This window comes from Streptomyces sp. NPDC045701, assembly GCF_056432045.1.
This window is the reverse complement of sequence record NZ_JBWKJV010000001.1, coordinates 111,971-131,132: the sequence shown is the minus strand read 5'-3', so window position 1 is coordinate 131,132 and position 19,162 is coordinate 111,971. Positions and strand designations below refer to the sequence as shown.

At 70.1% G+C, this 19,162-nt stretch carries 17 protein-coding genes; 13 read left to right on the top strand and 4 right to left on the bottom strand.

All coding sequences use genetic code 11. The annotated features are described in order from the left end of the window. The first annotated feature begins 133 nt into the window (after window positions 1–133). From AC07DW_RS00670 to AC07DW_RS00655, 4 genes are all read left to right on the top strand, one after another. Entirely contained in the window at window positions 134–535 is a 402-nt protein-coding gene (locus AC07DW_RS00670; protein ID WP_478855441.1) for a hypothetical protein, read from the top strand. Between the two features lie 130 nt (window positions 536–665). Next, on the top strand, window positions 666–1,250 hold the full coding sequence (locus tag AC07DW_RS00665; protein ID WP_478855440.1) for a phage tail tube protein: 585 nt from the start codon (window positions 666–668) through the stop codon (window positions 1,248–1,250). 124 nt (window positions 1,251–1,374) lie between these two features. Next, on the top strand, window positions 1,375–1,665 hold the full coding sequence (locus AC07DW_RS00660; protein WP_336319444.1) for a hypothetical protein: 291 nt from the start codon (window positions 1,375–1,377) through the stop codon (window positions 1,663–1,665). 65 nt (window positions 1,666–1,730) lie between these two features. Further along, window positions 1,731–2,090, top strand: coding sequence for a hypothetical protein (locus AC07DW_RS00655; protein WP_478855708.1), 360 nt, complete (start codon window positions 1,731–1,733; stop codon window positions 2,088–2,090). Window positions 2,091–2,136: 46 nt separating this feature from the next. Here the strand turns inward: AC07DW_RS00655 and AC07DW_RS00650 are convergent, their stop codons facing one another. Then, window positions 2,137–2,562: a hypothetical protein gene (locus AC07DW_RS00650; RefSeq protein WP_189550636.1), complete on the bottom strand. Its 426-nt coding sequence runs from the start codon at window positions 2,560–2,562 to the stop codon at window positions 2,137–2,139. A gap of 68 nt (window positions 2,563–2,630) precedes the next feature. Between AC07DW_RS00650 and AC07DW_RS00645 the strand changes: the two genes are divergently transcribed. The 9 genes from AC07DW_RS00645 (at window position 2,631) to AC07DW_RS00605 (ending at window position 10,567) form a co-directional block, all read left to right on the top strand. Next, the gene (locus AC07DW_RS00645; RefSeq protein WP_478855439.1) at window positions 2,631–3,257 is read left to right on the top strand and encodes a hypothetical protein; all 627 of its coding nucleotides are present in this window, start codon (window positions 2,631–2,633) and stop codon (window positions 3,255–3,257) included. Window positions 3,258–3,303: 46 nt separating this feature from the next. Then, window positions 3,304–4,416, top strand: a complete 1,113-nt coding sequence (locus tag AC07DW_RS00640) for a hypothetical protein (RefSeq protein ID WP_478855438.1) — start codon at window positions 3,304–3,306, stop codon at window positions 4,414–4,416. 143 nt (window positions 4,417–4,559) lie between these two features. Continuing rightward, complete coding sequence (locus AC07DW_RS00635; protein WP_478855437.1) at window positions 4,560–5,819, top strand: hypothetical protein; 1,260 nt, start codon at window positions 4,560–4,562, stop codon at window positions 5,817–5,819. Continuing rightward, a complete protein-coding gene (locus tag AC07DW_RS00630; protein WP_478855436.1) occupies window positions 5,806–8,181 on the top strand; it encodes a hypothetical protein in 2,376 nt (791 codons plus the stop codon). Before AC07DW_RS00635 ends, AC07DW_RS00630 begins: the two co-directional genes overlap by 14 nt. Further along, complete coding sequence (locus tag AC07DW_RS00625) at window positions 8,178–8,402, top strand: hypothetical protein (RefSeq protein WP_478855435.1); 225 nt, start codon at window positions 8,178–8,180, stop codon at window positions 8,400–8,402. The genes AC07DW_RS00630 and AC07DW_RS00625 overlap by 4 nt, the downstream gene beginning before the upstream one ends. Further along, window positions 8,399–9,046 (top strand): hypothetical protein, encoded by a 648-nt coding sequence (locus AC07DW_RS00620; RefSeq protein ID WP_478855434.1) that lies wholly within the window; start codon window positions 8,399–8,401, stop codon window positions 9,044–9,046. The genes AC07DW_RS00625 and AC07DW_RS00620 overlap by 4 nt, the downstream gene beginning before the upstream one ends. A gap of 117 nt (window positions 9,047–9,163) precedes the next feature. Further along, on the top strand, window positions 9,164–10,069 hold the full coding sequence (locus AC07DW_RS00615; protein WP_478855433.1) for a peptidoglycan-binding protein: 906 nt from the start codon (window positions 9,164–9,166) through the stop codon (window positions 10,067–10,069). An 11-nt stretch (window positions 10,070–10,080) separates the two neighbouring features. Further along, complete coding sequence (locus tag AC07DW_RS00610; RefSeq protein ID WP_478855432.1) at window positions 10,081–10,317, top strand: hypothetical protein; 237 nt, start codon at window positions 10,081–10,083, stop codon at window positions 10,315–10,317. After that, window positions 10,304–10,567: a hypothetical protein gene (locus AC07DW_RS00605; RefSeq protein WP_478855431.1), complete on the top strand. Its 264-nt coding sequence runs from the start codon at window positions 10,304–10,306 to the stop codon at window positions 10,565–10,567. Before AC07DW_RS00610 ends, AC07DW_RS00605 begins: the two co-directional genes overlap by 14 nt. Window positions 10,568–10,634: 67 nt before the next feature. Here AC07DW_RS00605 and AC07DW_RS00600 read toward each other — a convergent pair whose 3' ends face one another. The 3 genes from AC07DW_RS00600 to rplL all read right to left on the bottom strand — a co-directional run bounded on the left by AC07DW_RS00600 (window position 10,635) and on the right by rplL (window position 19,054). After that, a complete protein-coding gene (locus tag AC07DW_RS00600) occupies window positions 10,635–14,549 on the bottom strand; it encodes a DNA-directed RNA polymerase subunit beta' (protein ID WP_478855430.1) in 3,915 nt (1,304 codons plus the stop codon). Between the two features lie 96 nt (window positions 14,550–14,645). Next, a complete protein-coding gene (gene rpoB, locus AC07DW_RS00595) occupies window positions 14,646–18,131 on the bottom strand; it encodes a DNA-directed RNA polymerase subunit beta (RefSeq protein WP_478855429.1) in 3,486 nt (1,161 codons plus the stop codon). Window positions 18,132–18,670: 539 nt separating this feature from the next. Further along, window positions 18,671–19,054, bottom strand: coding sequence for a 50S ribosomal protein L7/L12 (rplL, locus tag AC07DW_RS00590; RefSeq protein ID WP_478855428.1), 384 nt, complete (start codon window positions 19,052–19,054; stop codon window positions 18,671–18,673). Window positions 19,055–19,162: the final 108 nt, after the last annotated feature.

The following is a 19,162-nucleotide window of genomic DNA, read 5'->3' as shown; positions in this document are numbered from 1 at the left end:
AGTTGGTTGCGGGCCGCCGGGCGCTCGATCACACTTGGAGCAGCGGCAGAGCTGCGCCCACGACCGGGCGGCGGTTCCTGCCGCTTCGTGTTTTCCGCACGCCCGCCGAACGCCTCTCGAAGGGAGCGTCCATGTGAGCCCTCTCGCCTTCCCCGACGTGGAACGACTCGTGGTCGACCACCTCAGGAACCGGCCCGAGCTGACCGGGGTCGTGGTCGACAACCGGCCGCCCGCCGGCTTCGACGGCACCCAGAAGGCCGTCCTCGTCTCCCGCGTCGGCGGCGCCTGGGTGGACGACCTCCACCTCGACCGGCCGCTGCTCGACCTGGAGGTCTACGGGCCGGACAAGACGGCCGCCCATACGGTCGCCCTGACCGCCCGCGCCGCGCTGCTCGAAGCCACCGGCACGGTGTACGGCGGCGCCGCCGTCACCGAGGTGGTGGAGGCCGACGGACCGCGCTGGCTGCCGGACTACAACCGGCCGAACGGCAACCGGTACCTCGCCACGGTCCGGCTGTCGATCCGCCCCGCGTGACCACCGCGTAACCGCGAACCCTCCCGCACGACCCCCGCGCGTGTGCACGCGCTTCCCGAACAGGCCCCGCCGCCATCGTGCGCCGGGGCCTTCGCCATGTCCGCTCCACCCCTTACTCGAAGGAGTCCCCATGCCCGCCAACAACGGCAGCCAGATCCGCGTCGCCGGTACCGGCCGCATCCTCGTCGCCACCGCCGGCTCCACCGGCCCGGCCGCTCCGAAGAACACCACCGAGGACTGGGCGGCCGGCTGGACCGAGCTGGGCTACACCAGCACGGACGGCATCAAGTTCAACAAGAAGGACAAGATCGACCCGGTCGACACCTGGCAGTCGGTCAGCCCGGCCCGGTTCATCTACTCGGACCGGGACCTGACGGTGAAGTTCCAGCTCCTGCAGTTCAACAAGGACACGCTGCCGTTCTTCATGGGCGGCGGCGCGGTCGCCCCGGTGACCGCCACCGGCGTCACCGACACCTACACGTACGCCATGGGCGCCGAGCCGCAGAAGGACGAGCGCCAGCTCGGCATCGAGTTCAAGGACGGCTCGGACGTCACGTACCGCTTCATCGTCCCGCGCGGCCAGGTGACGGAGACGGAGGAGATCTCCCTGACCCGCACCGGGGCGCTGAAGCTCGGTGTCACCTTCACCGCCCTCGCCGCCGAGGGCAGCTCCACGCTCGCGACCTGGATCATGAAGGACAAGTCGTACGCGTAAGGGCGCGGCGCTCCCCCGGCGCCCGCCCCTCCCCCACGCCGGTGCCCGGCGCGCGTCCCTCGTGGCCGCGCGCCGGGCACCGGCTCCTTCGTTCGGACCCGTACGCACCCCTCAAGGAGCCACCATGTCCTCCTTCAACGTCAACGCCGCACGCGCCCAGCGCCTGGAGGCGCTCGGCCGCGCCTGGACGTTCGAGCTCGACGACCAGAGCTTCCAACTGCCGACCGAGCTGACCCGCGCCACCGCGCGCAAGCTGCGCGAACTCGACGACAACGACGTCGACGGGCTGCTGCGGCTGCTCCTGGGCGAACAGCAGTACGCCCGCTTCGACCGCCTCGAGGTCACGATGCAGGACATCGCGGCGATCCTGGAGGCGTACGGCAAGGAGACGGGGCTCGGCCTGGGGGAAGGCTGAGCCTCGGCGTGCTCGTCGAGGAGCACGCCGAGGCCCTGGAGGCCGACCTGCTGCGCCACTACGGCGTGGACCTGCTCGACTGGCACCGCGGCCGGCTGTCGTCCCGCCGGCTCGCCGTGCTCGTCCGCCACATGCCGCGCGACAGCGTGCTGGCCCGCGTCCTGCACGGGGAGGCGGCGGAGTGGACGGTGGGCGACTACCTGCTCGCGTCGGCGGTGGACCACCTCGCCGAGTCCAACTGGATGTTCGCCACCGTGAACCAGGACGAGGACGCGGAGGCGCTGGAGTACCCGGTGCCGGTGCCGCGGCCGTCCGGCGGCGCCCCGGAGGACGGGAACGCGCAGCCGGGCGAGCAGCCCTCGGAGGACGCGGAGCGCCGGGACACCCGGCCCGGCCCCTCGGAGCTGCTGCACTTCTTCGCATGACGAACCGGAGCCGGGACGGGCAGCCGCACCAGGAGCCCGTCCGCCGTCAGCGGATCGTCCCCGCCTCGTACAGCGTGACCAGGACGAAGCCGAGGACCATCACGACCTCCATGCCCAGCATCCACCAGAGGATCGTCCACGCCTCGGGGCGGGAGCCCAGCTCGCTCCTGCTGCGCACGAAGCGGCGGGGGAAGCCGGGGTCGTACACCAGCACCGCCTCCCGGCCGGGTGTCCCCCAGCTGCGCCAGCTCAACGGCGAGCGGTAGTAGACCTTCTCGCCGGCGGCGGTCGTGAACACGAAGCTCGTGCTGCGCCGGTTCTCCGACGTGGTGACGTTCCGGCATTCACCGACGGCCTCCACCCCGACCCGTGCGAGACGCCGCCTCAGCCAGAGCGGATAGACGCCGAACCACACCATGAACGGCAGCGGCACCACCACCCACACCACAGCGACCCACATCAGGCTCGTCACGCACGGATGGTCGCACGTGGCAGCGCGGGGTGACAAGGATTCCCGTCGCCCCAGGAAGGTGACCAGAATTGGCAACCAACGACGAAAAGGTCCTGCATTACTGGACGAAGGACGAAGCGGACAAGGTCAAGCACAAGCTCAACGGGCTGAGCGCGACGGTCGAGGGTCTCAAAATCGCCGTCGGCGTCGTAGGACTCGGCTTCACGCCCTTCAAGTTCGACGCGTCCGTGCTGAAGGGTGACGAGAAGGGCATCGTCTTCCTCGGACGGCAGTTGGTCACCTTCCCCTGGGCGAAGGACAAGGACGAGCGCGAGGACCGCAAGCTCGTCCGCCTCGTCGACAGGGCGGAACGGGCCGGGGACAGGGCCGTACGGGCCCGCAGGGACGCCGAGGTCCTCAAGTCGCAGGTGGCCGGGCGGTTGTCCGGCCAGAACGGCGCACGGATCGGCGACAACGCCGCCGTCAGAACCGCCCAGCGCCAGGCCGAAGTGGCCGCCGGGGAAGCCGAGAAGGCGCTCAAGAAGGCGCGTCGGCATTACGTCGACACGTTGAAGGCGGCACAGAAGTCCCGCCACGAGGAAAAGGACGCGGAGAAGTCGAAGGAAACCGCGATCAAGACCTTGCACTCGGTGCGGAGCAATCTCGGCACCACCAGGGAACACCTGCGGAGACTCCAAGAGGAACTCGCCGGATGACACCCACCGACGACCACCTTTCCGAGGTGATCGGTAAGGAGAAGACGTGAGCCTGAACAGCGCATTCGGCAAGGCCGCCGGCGGAGCCGGGAGATTCCGCTCCGCGATGGATCAGACCAATTCCTCGCTGGGCCGCCTGAGGCAGTCCTCCCGTACCGCGTCCAGCGCGGTGGGGAACATCAAGTCGTCCGCGGGCCAGGCGAGTACCGCCATGACGAAGGTCAGGACCGGGGCCGACCGGGCGCATTCCTCCCTCGGCAAGCTCCGCACCTCCGCCGGCAATGGCAACAGCGCCGTCGGCAAGCTGCGGACCGGCCTGAACAACGCCAACACGTCCTTCGGCAGGGCCAAGGGCGGCACCGACAAGTTCAAGACCTCGCTCGACAAGCTCAAGGGCTCGGCCGACAAGGCCAAGAACGCCCTGCGTGACGTCAAGCGCCAGGCCGACGCGGTCGAGAAGTCCGTCGGCAAGGCCGGCAAGGGCGCCGACAAGACCGGCAAGACCATGGGCGGCGGGCTCTCCAAGGGGCTGAAGGGCGCGAGCCTCGCCCAAAAGGGCCTCAACCTGGCCATGGCGGCCAGCCCGTTCGGCCTGATCATGACGCTGCTGGCACCGCTCATCGCCAAGTTCGTCAACGTCGACAAGATCGTCTCGGTCGTCACCAAGGGCTTCAAGTCCGGCATGAAGGCGATCCAGGGCGCGGTGTCGACGGCGACCCGGGTGATCACCCCGATCCTCAAGGGCATCGGCAACGTCATGCTCGCGCCCTTCCGGGCGTTCGCCACCGCCGTCAACACGATCATCGGCGCCCTCAACGGCTTCAAGGTCTCGATCCCGGGCTGGGTACCGGTCTTCGGCGGCAAGAGCTTCTCCATCAGCCTGCCGAAGATCCCCGTCCCCGCCCTCGCCAAGGGCGGCATCGTCCAGCCCCGCAACGGCGGCACGCTCGCCCTGATCGGCGAGGCCGGCGAGCACGAGGCCGTCATCCCGCTCAGCAAGCTGGAACGCATGATCGGCCCCGGCGGCAGCCGCGCCCAGATCGCCCGTCTCGCCGAGGCGGTCGAGCGCCTCGCCGACCGGCCCGTCCACGTCCAGGTCGACGGCCAGACCATCGCCCGCGCCGTGATCGCCGGTCACCGGCAGCTCGCCCGCCGCTGAGTGGCGCCATCCCGGCACCGGTGGCCGCACGACCGCACCACCGGCGCCGGCGACCACGGCCCCACGGCCCGCCCCGGCCCCGTCATCACCGGCCCCGGCAGCCCGCGGCCCCGCCGCCACGACCAAGGAAGGAGGCACGTCCCATGGCAAGGAATCTCTGGGTCGGCCTGCCCGGACAGCTCCGCGAGATCAGTCAGGCCGCCACCGCCTTCGAGCGCGGGGCGGAGCTCAACGTCTCGCAGTTCACCGCGCTGAGCGGCCAGATCACCACCCTCGCGCCCCGCCACGCCCCCCGCCGGATCAAGCTCACCTTCGACCGGCTCACACGGGACGACGCCGCGCACTTCGACCGGCTGGCCCGCCGCATCGACGGCCCCGGCCCCGTCGAGGTCATCGACCCGGTCGGGCGCAACCTGCTCGACCCGCTCCAGGCGGAGGGCCGCAGCACCTCCGACAGCCCGTACAACGTCTGGTACACCTCCGTCAGCGGCAGCGGCAGGCTGGAGCCGTCGACCGCCGCGGGCGCGCTGGCCCGCACGTACGTGTGGAAGGCGGAGTCCGCCACCGCCCAGCTGAACTGGCACCGCAAGCCCCGCGCCGGCTTCCCCGTCGCCCCCGGCATGCGGGTGCGGTTCACCCTGCCGACCTCCTGGCGGGTCGGCCCGTGCGTCACCCGGCTGCACTGGCGCGACGCCGACGGCACCTACCTGTCGTCGGCCACCGACACCGGGCACACCGTCGTCGCGACCGCTCCCCCCGGTGCCGCCCTGGTCACTCCGGCGGGCGTCGCCGGCGAGGCGGGGACGTACGGACTCGACGGCGCCGTGCTCACCCTCGACGACGACCACGTGCCCACCGCCCCGGTGAACCTGCTCCCCACCGAGCAGGCGGCCGGCCGGGGCGCGCTCACCCAGTGGTCGGCGACCGGCGTCACCCTGGCCGCCGACGCCTCCGGCTACGCGGTGGCGTCCCTGGCCGCGTCCACCGCCGGAACGCTGACCTTCGTCAACGGCACCCAGAAGGGCCACGCGGTACCCGCCGGACCGGGCCTTGCCGGGCTCGTCCTGCCCGCCGCCGTGCGGGCGCGGGCCCAGAGCTGCGCGCTGACCTTCTTCGACGCCGCCGGCACGACCCTGGCCACCGCCACCGGATGGGTGCCCGCGACCGTGCCGGCCGGCGCCACCCACGTGTCCGCCACGGTGTCCTTCGCCGCCGCCACCACCGCCTTCCAGTCGCGGATCGGCCCGGCGAAGCTCCTGCACCTGGACCCCACGGTCACCGAGCTGCCCGGCGACGGGTGCCCGGTCATGGCCGTCACCGCCTACACCGACTCGCCGGCCCGGCCCCTGCCGTACCGGAACATCTCGATCGACCTCGCGGAGGTGACCAGTGCAAGCGTCTGACGACGACCTGACCCGCACCCTCCGGTCCGGGTCCCGCGTCACCGCCCACACCACCCGCCTCGGCGGCCAGGACGTCACCGCACAGGTCCAGTCCTGGCAGCTCGAACGCAGCTACAGCACCGACCTGCCGGACGCCATGCGGGCCTTCTCCGGCAGCTCCGCGGCCCAGCTCCAGCTCCAGATCGCCGGAACCGGCGGCGCCTCCGCGCCCGCGCTGTACTCGCCCTGGGCACCGCGCTCCACCGGCGACGCCGCCCGCCCCGGCCAGTCCGTCGTCCACGGCTACGGCACCGACGGCGGCGTCCTGCCCGCGTTCCGCGGCACCGTACGCAGCCGCTCGGCCGCCTCCGGTACCGACAGCGTGCAGCTCACCGCCCTGGACGGCGCCGAGCGGCTGCGCGGGCCGGCGGACCTGCCCAAGCCGTACGCCGGGTTCTACTGGCGGCGCCCGGTGGCCACCGCCACCTGGTGCGTCGACGAACTGCTGCGCCAGGCGGGGCTGCACTCCTGCCCGCCGCCGCGCCACCCGGAGTTCGACCCGGCCTCCCCGCTCACCGTGGTGTACGCCTCCCTGCACGGCGGGTTCGCGGCCACCTACGGGCAGCCCGAGGTCGTCCCGGACCCCCGGCACTACGGCTGGAGCCGGGACGGCGCCCCGCACGAGATGGCGCTCGTCCCGCACGCCGCGGCGCCCGACACCGACGCGCTGACGGCCACCTGGTTCCCGCGCAGCCGGGTCACCGTGCCCGGCAGCCGGCTGTTCGCCGAGGCGTGGGTGAACAACGCCGTGGGCTTCGGCTCCACCGTCGCCCTGGAACTGGACCTCAACCGCACCGGCACCCGGACCGGGCGGCTGCGCCTCGCGGTCGACTTCTCGACCGGACAGGTCTTCATGCACTCCGGCACCCGTGAGGGCACCGGCTGGTACTACTCCTGGGGCGTCTCCGCGCTCAAGGAGAAGCGGGGCGTCTGGCACATCGGTGGCCTGTTCGACACCGTCTCGACCGGCACGTCCGTCCTGCCGACAGTCCAGCCCTTCCTGACCGGCCCGGACGGCAGACACTACCCGTGCGGCCCGGCGACCTTCACCGACGCCACGGCCGCGCAGCCGGCCGCCGAGCTGTACCAGCTGCGGCTGGTGACCCAGCTCGCCACGGAGGCCGTGCAGCTGTCCACCGGGCTGCCCGCCGCCCCGACCGCCACCGAGTTCGCGCAGACCGGCGCGTGGGCCAAGGAGGTGCGGCTCGACGACGCGATCCTGCCGCTCCACGCGATCCCGCGGGTGTCCGGCTCCCAGTGGGAAGTGCTCACCCAGATCGCCAGGGCGAGCATGTCCACCGCCGAGTTCGACGAGCGGGGCGTCTTCCACTGGCGCAACTACACCCGGTTCGCCAAGCCGCCCACGGCCCCCGACCTCACCCTGACGTCGGTACGGGACATCGCCGCGCTCACCGTCACCGAGGAGATCGACGCCTGCCGCAACTACTGCGTGCAGCCGTACAAGGACTGGTCCTCGGTGAAGGTCACCGCCGGCACCACCTACAACGACACCGTGGTGCGCGAGATCCCCGGCAACGCGTCGGTGACGCTCAAGTACGTCCTGGCGGACGAGGAGTTCGACGTCGGACCGCCGAACGTCGACGACGACCAGAGCGTCGCGCCCGGCTTCTCGGTCCGCTTCGCCGCCGCCAACGCGGCCGGTGCGGACGCCGTCAAGGGCGCCGTGGACATCCTCGCCCGGCGCGAGGAGGGCTGCCTGGTCCTGCGCTTCACCAACCGCACCGCCCGGCGGCTCTACACGGTCGACGAGGACGGCAGGCCCTCGGTCCACATCCAGACCCTCAAGCCGTCCACCGAACCCGTCGAACGCCAGGCGACGTCCTGGGTGCCCGGCAGCACGAGCGAGCGCTACCACGGCCGTCAGGAGTTCTGCGCCGAGGCCGGGGACTGGATACAGGACTACCGGGCGGCGCAGGACCTCGCCGACGCCATGCGGGCCGCCGGCCAGTACCCCGTGCCCGTCCTCGGCGACGTCGAGGTGCTGTACGTCCCGGGCATCCAGCTCGGCGACGTGGTGCGGGTCGTGGACACCAGCGGCGCCGCGCTCGACACCCTCGCCTGGGTCGTCGGCATCAAAACCGCGGCCACCGCCGCCGGCACCGTCCAGCAGACCCTCACCCTGCGCGGCACCCGCACCAACGGTGTGCCCGCCGACGCCGGCCTAACCCCCGACACCCCGTCCGACCGCAACCCGCTGCCGGCCGGCGCGACCTACGCGGACGTCGCCGCCGCCCACCCCACGCTCGCGCACCTCGCGGGCACCGGGCTGTCCTGGCGGGAGATCGAGGAGAGCGGACTGTGAGCGACGACCCGACCGCTCCGGCCCCGGTGGAGATCACCACCGAGGCCCCGACGGACTCCACGTACCCGGTCGAGGTCCTCCTGGAGGAGCACCCCGACACGCCGGCCCCCGGGGGACCCGGTACGCCCGGCCCGCCCGGTCCGGACGCCCCCGGCACCCCCGCACCCGACACCGCCCCCGTCGCGCCCGTGTCCGGCGGCGGACAGGAGGAGATCGCATGACCACCCAGTACACGCCCCTCAGCGGCCTGCCCTACCCGCAGCCCAGCGACCCGGCGGACCTGCCCGCACACCTCCAGTCCCTGGCCCAGACCCTGGACGGCAGGACCGTGCTGCGCTTCGGCACCGCCGCGGAACGCGACACCAGGATCGCCACCCCGGTGGCCGGCATGGTCGCGTGGATCGCCTCCCCGGGGCGGCTGATGTACTACACCGGCTCCGCCTGGGCGCCGGTCGGCCCCGTCCCCGTCTTCCGGGTCAACCTGGACGGCGGCAGCACCACCAGCACCGCCTGGGCGGAGACCCTGACCGACGCGGTGGGCGACCCGATGAACGCCGTGTTCACCGTGCCCGCCTCCGGCCAGGTCATCATCACGGTGGGCTGCTACATGCACTCCACGGCGAACGTCGGCTCCTACATGTCCGCCAACGTCCGCAACGCGGCCGGCGCGGTCGTCCTCGCCGCCTCCGACGACCGGGCGGCGCTGGTCAACACCCCGAACCGGTCGTCGGTGTCCACGCAGTTCCTGGTCGGCGGCCTCGCGGTCGGCACGACGCACACCGCCACCCCCGCCTACCGCACCGCCGCCGCCACCAGCACCGGCAACTTCGACACCCGGTTCATCCGCATCGACCCCGTGATGTGACGGACCCCGGGCCGGGCGCGTCCCCGCGCGTCCCGCCCCTCCCGGCCCGGCCCGCCCCGCCTCCCCCGGCGCGGCGGGCCGGGCCGTTTCCCGTACCCACGACGAGGAGGCCCACCGATGGCAGCTCCCCTGACCCCCGACCGGCTCCTGGCCGCCCTGCGCGCCGAGGGCGTCCGCGTCGTCGAGCACCCGGGCTGGCGCACCCGCAACCGCAACCACAAGGGCGCCTGGGGCCCGCTGCACGGCGTGATCGTCCACCACACCGTCTCCAGCGGCTCCGCCGCCTCCGTCGCGCTGTGCCGGGACGGGTACGCCGCCCTGCCCGGCCCGCTGTGCCAGGGCGTCATCGACAAGTCGGGCACCGTCCACCTCATCGCCAACGGCCGCGCCAACCACGCGGGAGCGGGCGACGGCGACGTCCTGCGCGCGGTGATCGCCGAGACCGCCCCGCCCCCGCCGGACCGGCAGGACACCGACGGCAACGCCCACTTCTACGGCTTCGAGTGCGTCAACCTCGGCGACGGCGAGGACCCGTGGCCCGCCGCCCAGCTCGACGCCGTCGAACGCGCCTGCGCCGCCCTGTGCCGGGCGCACGGATGGACGGCCGCCTCGGTCATCGGCCACAAGGAGTGGACGGCCACCAAGAGCGACCCGCGCGGCTTCGAGATGCGGGCGCTGCGCGGCAGGATCGGCACCCGCCTCCGGTCCGCCGCCGGGACCGGCGCCCCCTCCCGTCCGGGGGCCGGCGATCCCGGCACCCCCGCCCGCCCGAGCCTCCAGCCGTTCCCGGGCGCCTCGTTCTTCACCCCCGCCACCAGCTCCCCGGTCATCACCGCGATGGGCCGCCGGCTCGTCGCGGAGGGCTGCTCGGAATACGCCGTCGGCCCCGGCCCGCGCTGGTCCGACGCCGACCGGCGCAGCTACGCCCGGTGGCAGCGCAAGCTCGGCTTCACCGGCGCGGACGCCGACGGCCGGCCGGGCCGCGCCTCCTGGAACGCCCTGAAGGTCCCCCGCACCACATGAGGAGTCCCGACGTGTCCGACGCCGCCAAGCGCACGGCCCGCACCATCCTCCAGTCCGCCGTCGGCATCGCCGTCGTGCTCCCCGCGATCGTGGACGCGTCCGGTGTCCCGGCCACCCTCCCCTGGGTCGCCGGGGCGCTGGCCGTCGCCGGCGGCCTCGCGCGGATCATGGCCCTGGAGGCCGTACAGAGACTGCTGCCGTCCTGGCTCGGCAGTCCGTCACCGGGAGCCGCCGATGACCGACACTGACCGGAACGACCCGGTCGCCGTGGCCCTCGAACTGGAGCGGCTGCGCGGCACGCTGGAGGCCGGCTTCGCCCGGGCCGACGGCTCGCTCGCGCTGCTCGTCCAGCGCAGCGACCAGACGGACAAGCAGCTCGCCGACCACGAGGCCCGGCTCGACGCGCTGGAGCGCGGCCGCTGGCCGGTCGCCAGTCTCATGGCGCTCACCTCCGGCGCCGGCTTCACGCTCGCCCTGTGGCAGGCGGTCGGCCGGTAGGAAGCCCGAAGGGCGGTCACCCCGTCGCACACGGGGTGACCGCCCTTCGGTCGATCAAGCGACTCGCTTACTGGTTGTACGGACCGTAGTCGTAGTCCTCCAGCGGAACGGCCTGGCCGGAGCCGGTGCCGAACGGCGAGTAGTCGATGTCGTCGTAGCCGACGGCCGAGTACATCGCGGCCTTGGCCTCCTCGGTCGGCTCGACCCGGATGTTGCGGTAGCGGGACAGGCCCGTACCGGCCGGGATGAGCTTACCGATGATGACGTTCTCCTTGAGGCCGATCAGGGAGTCGGACTTGGCGTTGATCGCCGCGTCCGTCAGGACCCTGGTCGTCTCCTGGAAGGAGGCCGCGGACAGCCACGACTCCGTCGCCAGCGACGCCTTGGTGATACCCATCAGCTGCGGACGGCCGGAGGCGGGGTGACCGCCCTCGGTGACCACACGACGGTTCTCCGACTCGAACTTCGACCGCTCGACCAGCTCGCCCGGCAGGAGCTCCGCGTCGCCGGACTCGATGATCGTCACGCGGCGCAGCATCTGCCGGATGATGATCTCGATGTGCTTGTCGTGGATCGACACGCCCTGCGAGTTGTAGACCTTCTGGACTTCGCCGACCAGGTGGACCTGGACGGCACGCTGGCCGAGGATGCGCAGCACGTCGTGCGGGTTGGTGGCACCCGCGGTGAGCTTCTGACCCACCTCGACGTGGTCGCCCTCGTGCACCAGGACCTTGGCGCGCTTCGAGATCGGGTAGGCCGTCTCGTCGCTGCCGTCGTCCGGGGTGACGACGATCTTCTTGGTCTTCTCGGTCTCCTCGATCCGCACGCGGCCGGAGGCCTCGGAGATCGGGGCGACACCCTTGGGCGTACGGGCCTCGAAGAGCTCGACGACACGGGGCAGACCCTGGGTGATGTCGTCACCCGCCACACCACCGGTGTGGAAGGTACGCATCGTCAGCTGGGTACCGGGCTCACCGATGGACTGGGCGGCGATGATGCCGACCGCCTCACCGATGTCGACCAGCTTGCCGGTGGCGAGCGAACGGCCGTAGCAGAAGGCACAGGTGCCGACCGCCGACTCGCAGGTCAGGACCGAGCGGGTCTTGACCTCCTCGACGCCCGCGTTGACCAGGGCGTCGATGAGCACGTCACCCAGGTCGACGTTGGCCGGCGCGATGACCTTGCCGTCCACGACGACGTCCTCGGCGAGCATCCGCGCGTACACGGACGTCTCGACGTCGTCCGCCTTGCGCAGCACGCCGTCGGCGCCGCGCTCGGCGATCCGCAGCTTCAGACCGCGCTCGGTGCCGCAGTCCTCCTCGCGGATGATCACGTCCTGCGAGACGTCCACCAGACGACGGGTCAGGTAACCCGAGTCGGCGGTACGCAGGGCGGTGTCGGCGAGACCCTTACGGGCACCGTGCGTGGAGATGAAGTACTCCAGCACGGACAGGCCCTCACGGAAGGACGCCTTGATGGGACGCGGGATCGTCTCGTTCTTGGCGTTCGACACCAGACCACGCATACCGGCGATCTGACGCATCTGCATCATGTTGCCTCGTGCGCCCGAGTTCACCATCATGAAGATCGGGTTGGTCTTCGGGAAGTTGTCGTTCATCGCCTCGGCGACCTCGTTGGTCGCCTTGGTCCAGATCGCGATGAGCTCCTGCGTGCGCTCGTCCTTGGTGATCAGACCGCGCTCGTACTGCTTCTGGACCTTCTCGTCCTGCGCCTCGTAACCCTTGACGATCTCCTTCTTCGCCTCGGGAACGACGACGTCGGAGATGGCCACGGTGACACCGGAACGGGTCGCCCAGTAGAAGCCGGACGCCTTCAGGTTGTCGAGCGTCGCCGCCACGATGACCTTGGGGTAGCGCTCGGCGAGGTCGTTGACGATCTCGGAGAGCTGCTTCTTGCCGACCGAGTAGTCGACGAACGGGTAGTCCTCGGGCAGCAGCTCGTTGAAGAGCGCACGGCCCAGGGTCGTCCGCAGACGGAACGAGTCACCCTGCTGCCACGCACCCGCGCCGACGCTGTCGTCGCCCTCCGCCTCGACCGGCGGGGTCCAGCCACGCGGCGGGACGGTACCGATCGGGAAGCGGATGTCGACCTTCGCCTGGAGCGAGAGCTCGCCCCTGTCGAAGGCCATGATCGCCTCGGCGGTGGAGTTGAAGGCGCGGCCCTCACCCTTGACCTCGCGCTCCTCCTCGTCCGTGGTGAGGAAGAAGAGGCCCAGCACCATGTCCTGGGTCGGCATGGTGACCGGACGGCCGTCGGCCGGCTTGAGGATGTTGTTCGAGGACAGCATCAGGATGCGGGCCTCGGCCTGCGCCTCCGCGGACAGCGGCAGGTGCACGGCCATCTGGTCACCGTCGAAGTCCGCGTTGAACGCGGTGCAGACGAGCGGGTGGATCTGGATGGCCTTGCCCTCGACCAGCTGCGGCTCGAAGGCCTGGATGCCGAGGCGGTGCAGCGTGGGCGCACGGTTCAGCAGCACCGGGTGCTCGGCGATGACCTCTTCGAGGACGTCGTACACCACGGTGCGGCCGCGCTCGACCATGCGCTTGGCCGACTTGATGTTCTGCGCGTGGTTCAGGTCGACCAGGCGCTTCATCACGAACGGCTTGAAGAGCTCCAGCGCCATGGCCTTGGGCAGACCGCACTGGTGCAGCTTCAGCTGCGGGCCGACGACGATCACGGAACGCGCCGAGTAGTCGACTCGCTTGCCGAGCAGGTTCTGACGGAAGCGACCCTGCTTGCCCTTCAGCATGTCGCTGAGGGACTTCAGCGGGCGGTTGCCGGGACCGGTGACCGGGCGACCGCGGCGGCCGTTGTCGAACAGCGCGTCGACGGCCTCCTGGAGCATCCGCTTCTCGTTGTTCACGATGATCTCGGGGGCACCGAGGTCAAGGAGACGCTTGAGGCGGTTGTTGCGGTTGATGACGCGGCGGTACAGGTCGTTCAGGTCGGAGGTCGCGAAGCGGCCACCGTCCAGCTGCACCATCGGACGCAGGTCCGGCGGGATGACCGGTACGCAGTCCAGCACCATGCCCTTGGGGCTGTTGCTGGTCTGGAGGAACGCGGACACGACCTTCAGCCGCTTCAGGGCGCGGGTCTTCTTCTGGCCCTTGCCCGTCCGGATGATCTCGCGGAGCCTCTCGGCCTCCTCGTCGAGGTCGAAGGACTCCAGGCGCTTCTGCAGCGCCGCGGCACCCATCGAACCGTCGAAGTACGTGCCGAAGCGGTCGCGCAGCTCGCGGTAGAGCAGCTCGTCGCCCTCGAGGTCCTGGACCTTGAGGTTCTTGAAGCGGTTCCACACCTCGTCGAGACGGTCGATCTCGCGCTGGGCGCGGTCGCGCAGCTGCTTCATCTCGCGCTCGGCACCCTCGCGCACCTTGCGGCGCACGTCGGCCTTGGCGCCCTCGGCCTCCAGCTCGGCCAGGTCGGTCTCGAGCTTCTTGGCGCGGGCCTCGAGGTCGGCGTCACGCCGGTTCTCGATCTGCTGGCGCTCGACGGAGACGTGGGCCTCCAGCGACGGCAGGTCGCGCGTGCGGCGCTCCTCGTCGACGTACGTGATCATGTACGCCGCGAAGTAGATGACCTTCTCCAGGTCCTTCGGGGCGAGGTCCAGCAGGTAGCCCAGCCGGGACGGGACGCCCTTGAAGTACCAGATGTGGGTAACGGGAGCGGCCAGCTCGATGTGGCCCATCCGCTCGCGGCGCACCTTGGCGCGGGTGACCTCGACGCCACACCGCTCACAGATGATGCCCTTGAAGCGGACGCGCTTGTACTTGCCGCAGTAGCACTCCCAGTCCCGGGTAGGACCGAAGATCTTCTCGCAGAAGAGTCCGTCCTTCTCGGGCTTCAGGGTGCGGTAGTTGATGGTCTCCGGCTTCTTGACCTCGCCGTGGGACCACTGACGGATGTCGTCCGCGGTGGCCAGGCCGATCCGCAGCTCGTCGAAGAAGTTGACGTCGAGCACTATGCGTCAATCCCTCTCAGGGTTTGAGTCTCAATCATGGTCTGTACGGGTCCGGGGCAGGGCCGGGGCCTCACGAGGAGGCCCCGGCCAGACCCGTCAGACCTCTTCGACGCTGCTCGGCTCGCGCCGGGACAGGTCGATACCGAGCTCTTCCGCAGCGCGGAAGACGTCCTCGTCGGTGTCGCGCATCTCGATGGACATGCCGTCCGAGGACAGCACCTCCACGTTGAGGCACAGGGACTGCATCTCCTTGATGAGCACCTTGAAGGACTCGGGGATGCCGGGCTCGGGGATGTTCTCGCCCTTGACGATGGCCTCGTAGACCTTCACGCGGCCGGTGACGTCGTCGGACTTGATGGTCAGCAGCTCCTGGAGGGCGTACGCGGCGCCATAAGCCTCCAGCGCCCACACCTCCATCTCACCGAAGCGCTGGCCACCGAACTGAGCCTTACCACCCAGCGGCTGCTGGGTGATCATCGAGTACGGACCGGTCGAACGCGCGTGCAGCTTGTCGTCGACCAGGTGGTGGAGCTTGAGGATGTACATGTACCCGACCGAGATCGGGTCCGGGAACGGCTCACCGGAGCGGCCGTCGAACAGCCGGGCCTTACCGGTCGGGAGCACCATCCGGTCCCCGTCGCGGTTCGGGATGGTGTGCTGGAGCAGACCGGCCAGCTCGTCCTCACGCGCACCGTCGAAGACGGGGGTGGCGACGTTGGTACCGGGCTCCACCTTGTCGGCGCCGATCGCCTGGAGGCGCTCCGCCCACTCGTCCGCGAGGCCGGAGACGTCCCAGCCGCGGCTGGCGAGCCAGCCGAGGTGGATCTCCAGGACCTGTCCCGGGTTCATTCGGGACGGGACACCCAGCGGGTTGAGGATGATGTCGACCGGGGTGCCGTCCTCCAGGAACGGCATGTCCTCGATCGGCAGGATCTTGGAGATGACGCCCTTGTTGCCGTGGCGGCCGGCGAGCTTGTCACCGTCGGTGATCTTGCGCTTCTGCGCGACGTACACGCGCACCAGCTGGTTCACACCGGGGGGAAGCTCGTCGCCCTCCTCGCGGTCGAAGACGCGGACGCCGATGACCTTGCCGGTCTCGCCGTGCGGCACCTTCAGCGAGGTGTCACGGACCTCACGGGCCTTCTCACCGAAGATCGCGCGGAGCAGGCGCTCCTCCGGCGTCAGCTCGGTCTCGCCCTTGGGCGTGACCTTGCCGACGAGGATGTCGCCGGCGACGACCTCGGCACCGATACGGATGATGCCGCGCTCGTCGAGGTCGGCGAGGACCTCCTCGGAGACGTTCGGGATGTCCCGGGTGATCTCCTCCGGGCCGAGCTTGGTGTCACGGGCGTCGACCTCGTGCTCCTCGATGTGGATCGAGGAGAGGACGTCGTCCTGCACGAGGCGCTGCGACAGGATGATCGCGTCCTCGTAGTTGTGACCCTCCCACGGCATGAACGCGACCAGCAGGTTCTTGCCGAGCGCCATCTCACCGTTCTCGGTGGCGGGGCCGTCGGCGAGGACCTGGCCCTCGATCACCCGGTCGCCCTCGGAGACGACGACCTTCTGGTTGACCGAGGTGCCCTGGTTGGAGCGGGAGAACTTGGCGACGCGGTACGTGGTGTACGTGCCGTCGTCGTTGGCGACGGTGACGTAGTCGGCCGAGACCTCCTGGATGACACCGTCCTTCTCGGCCTTGATGACGTCGCCGGCGTCGGTGGCACAGCGGTACTCCATGCCGGTGCCGACCAGCGGCGCCTCCGCCTTGATCAGCGGAACGGCCTGGCGCATCATGTTCGCGCCCATGAGGGCACGGTTGGCGTCGTCGTGCTCGAGGAACGGGATCATGGCGGTCGCGACCGACACCATCTGGCGCGGCGAGACGTCCATGTAGTCCACGTCGTCGGGCGCGACGTAGTCGACCTCGCCGCCACGGCGGCGGACCAGCACGCGGGCCTCGGCGAACCGGAGCTCGTCGGTCAGCGGCGCGTTGGCCTGGGCGATGACGAAGCGGTCCTCCTCGTCGGCGGTCAGGTAGTCGACCTCGTCGGTGACCTGGCCCTCGACGACCTTGCGGTACGGCGTCTCGACGAAACCGAACGCGTTGACGCGTCCGTACGAGGCGAGCGAACCGATCAGACCGATGTTCGGGCCTTCGGGGGTCTCGATCGGGCACATGCGTCCGTAGTGGGACGGGTGCACGTCACGGACCTCGAAGCCGGCCCGCTCACGGGACAGACCACCCGGGCCAAGAGCCGACAGACGGCGCTTGTGGGTGAGACCCGACAGCGGGTTGTTCTGGTCCATGAACTGCGACAGCTGGCTGGTGCCGAAGAACTCCTTGATGGAGGCGACGACCGGCCGGATGTTGATCAGGGTCTGCGGCGTGATCGCCTCGACGTCCTGGGTCGTCATGCGCTCGCGCACGACGCGCTCCATACGAGCCAGACCCGTGCGGACCTGGTTCTGGATGAGCTCGCCGACGTTGCGCAGACGGCGGTTGCCGAAGTGGTCGATGTCGTCGGTCTCGACGACGATCTGCGTGCCGTTCTCACCGACCGTCTCGGTCTCGCCCGCGTGGAGCTTCACCAGGTACTTGATCGTGGCGATGATGTCGTCGGTGGTGAGCACACCGGCGTCCAGCGGCTCGTCGGCGCCGAGCTTCTTGTTCACCTTGTAGCGGCCGACCTTGGCGAGGTCGTAGCGCTTGGGGTTGAAGTAGAGGTTCTCGAGCAGCGTCTGAGCGGCCTCGCGCGTCGGCGGCTCGCCCGGACGCAGCTTGCGGTAGATGTCGAGCAGCGCGTCGTCCTGGCCCTGGGTGTGGTCCTTCTCCAGGGTGGCGCGCATGGACTCGTACTCGCCGAACTCCTGAAGGATCTGCTCGGTGGTCCAGCCGAGCGCCTTGAGGAGAACGGTCACGGACTGCTTGCGCTTGCGGTCGATGCGGACACCGACCATGTCGCGCTTGTCGATCTCCATCTCCAGCCAGGCACCCCGGGACGGGATGATCTTGGCGGAGAAGATGTCCTTGTCGGACGTCTTGTCGATGGAGGAGTCGAAGTAGACACCCGGCGAGCGGACGAGCTGCGACACCACGACACGCTCGGTGCCGTTGATGACGAAGGTGCCCTTGTTGGTCATGAGCGGGAAGTCGCCCATGAAGACCGTCTGGGACTTGATCTCGCCGGTCTCGTTGTTGGTGAACTCGGCCGTGACGAAGAGCGGCGCGGCGTACGTGAAGTCGCGCTCCTTGCACTCGTCGATCGAGTTCTTGGGGGGCTCGAAGCGGTGGTCGCGGAAAGTCAGCGACATCGACCCGGAGAAGTCCTCGATCGGCGAGATCTCCTCGAAGATCTCCTCCAGACCGGACTTGGTGGGAACGTCCTGTCCGGATTCCAGAGCCGCCTCGACACGAGCCTTCCACGCGGCGTTGCCGAGCAGCCAGTCAAAGCTCTCGGTCTGCAGCGCGAGGAGGTTCGGAACCTCGAGGGGCTCCTTGATCTTTGCAAAGGAGATGCGCAGCGGGGCGGTGCTTGCGCCGTTGTTCGTATTCGCGGTCGAGGCGTTGCGCGAGGCGGCCAAGAGGGGGTCCTTCCGAGGGCTCGGACTCACTACGCGCGTACCGGTCCCACGCCGGACACGGAGACAGACTTCCTGATGTCGGCCAAAAGGCCAGGTCAGGAGCTCGGTCAACTGTGCTCTTGCGAGGGTATGCCCCTGGTGACGGGCAGGGGGCAGCTAACAGGCAGCGCAAAGGGTCAGTGTAGCCACTTGGCCCACTGATGTCCAGGGCGAGTAATTCGCGACCCTCGTTGTTCTCAACTCCGCGGCACCTCGCGCCGTTGGCGCACATCGATACTGCCCGTTCGGCCGTCGATCCATGCCTCGGAACCGGATCGTTGTGACGGCGCGTCCTGAGAATTGCGCGCGGCGTGCGGTTCGTCAAGGCCCCCAGCCGAGTGGGGCCCCGAGGGGCGCACGGCGAAGATCACCATACTCCGCGCTGCGCTCAGCGCAAGGCAGGCGTTCCGGCAACGCCGAAGGGCGACCACCCGGATGGGTGATCGCCCTTCTGAACGCCCCGTGCGGGGCGCTGAGCGAGTCAGGAGACTCGCGAGGTGTTACTTGACCTCGACGGAGGCGCCGGCGGCCTTGAGGGACTCGGCAGCCTTCTCCGCGGCCTCCTTGGCGACCTTCTCGAGGACCGGCTTCGGGGTGCCGTCGACGAGGTCCTTGGCCTCCTTCAGGCCCAGGGAGGTCAGCTCACGCACGACCTTGATGACCTGGATCTTCTTCTCGCCGGCGCCGGTGAGGATGACGTCGAACTCGTCCTGCTCCTCGGCGGCCTCGGCCGGGGCGCCCGGGGCGCCCGGGGCGGCAACGGCGACCGGAGCGGCGGCGGTGACGTCGAACTTCTCCTCGAACGCCGAAACGAACGCGGCGAGCTCGATGAGGGTCATCTCCTCGAACTGCGCGAGCAGGTCTTCCTGAGACAGCTTCGCCATGATGGCGGTCCTTCCACTAAATCGGCTGGTGCCGGGTGTACATGTGAGGCGGGCGTACGTTTGGCCCGCTGCGACCGTCGCCCCTAGGGGGCCACGATCAATGCGCGA

What these genes read in the sequence shown, in the direction of transcription:
- AC07DW_RS00665 (WP_478855440.1), top strand. Translation starts at nt 666, where the DNA reads ATGCCCGCCAACAACGGCAGCCAGATCCGCGTCGCCGGTACCGGCCGC.
- AC07DW_RS00660 (WP_336319444.1), top strand. Translation starts at nt 1,375, where the DNA reads ATGTCCTCCTTCAACGTCAACGCCGCACGCGCCCAGCGCCTGGAGGCG.
- AC07DW_RS00635 (WP_478855437.1), top strand. Translation starts at nt 4,560, where the DNA reads ATGGCAAGGAATCTCTGGGTCGGCCTGCCCGGACAGCTCCGCGAGATC.
- AC07DW_RS00620 (WP_478855434.1), top strand. Translation starts at nt 8,399, where the DNA reads ATGACCACCCAGTACACGCCCCTCAGCGGCCTGCCCTACCCGCAGCCC.
- AC07DW_RS00615 (WP_478855433.1), top strand. Translation starts at nt 9,164, where the DNA reads ATGGCAGCTCCCCTGACCCCCGACCGGCTCCTGGCCGCCCTGCGCGCC.
- AC07DW_RS00605 (WP_478855431.1), top strand. Translation starts at nt 10,304, where the DNA reads ATGACCGACACTGACCGGAACGACCCGGTCGCCGTGGCCCTCGAACTG.
- rplL (WP_478855428.1), bottom strand. Translation starts at nt 19,054, where the DNA reads ATGGCGAAGCTGTCTCAGGAAGACCTGCTCGCGCAGTTCGAGGAGATG.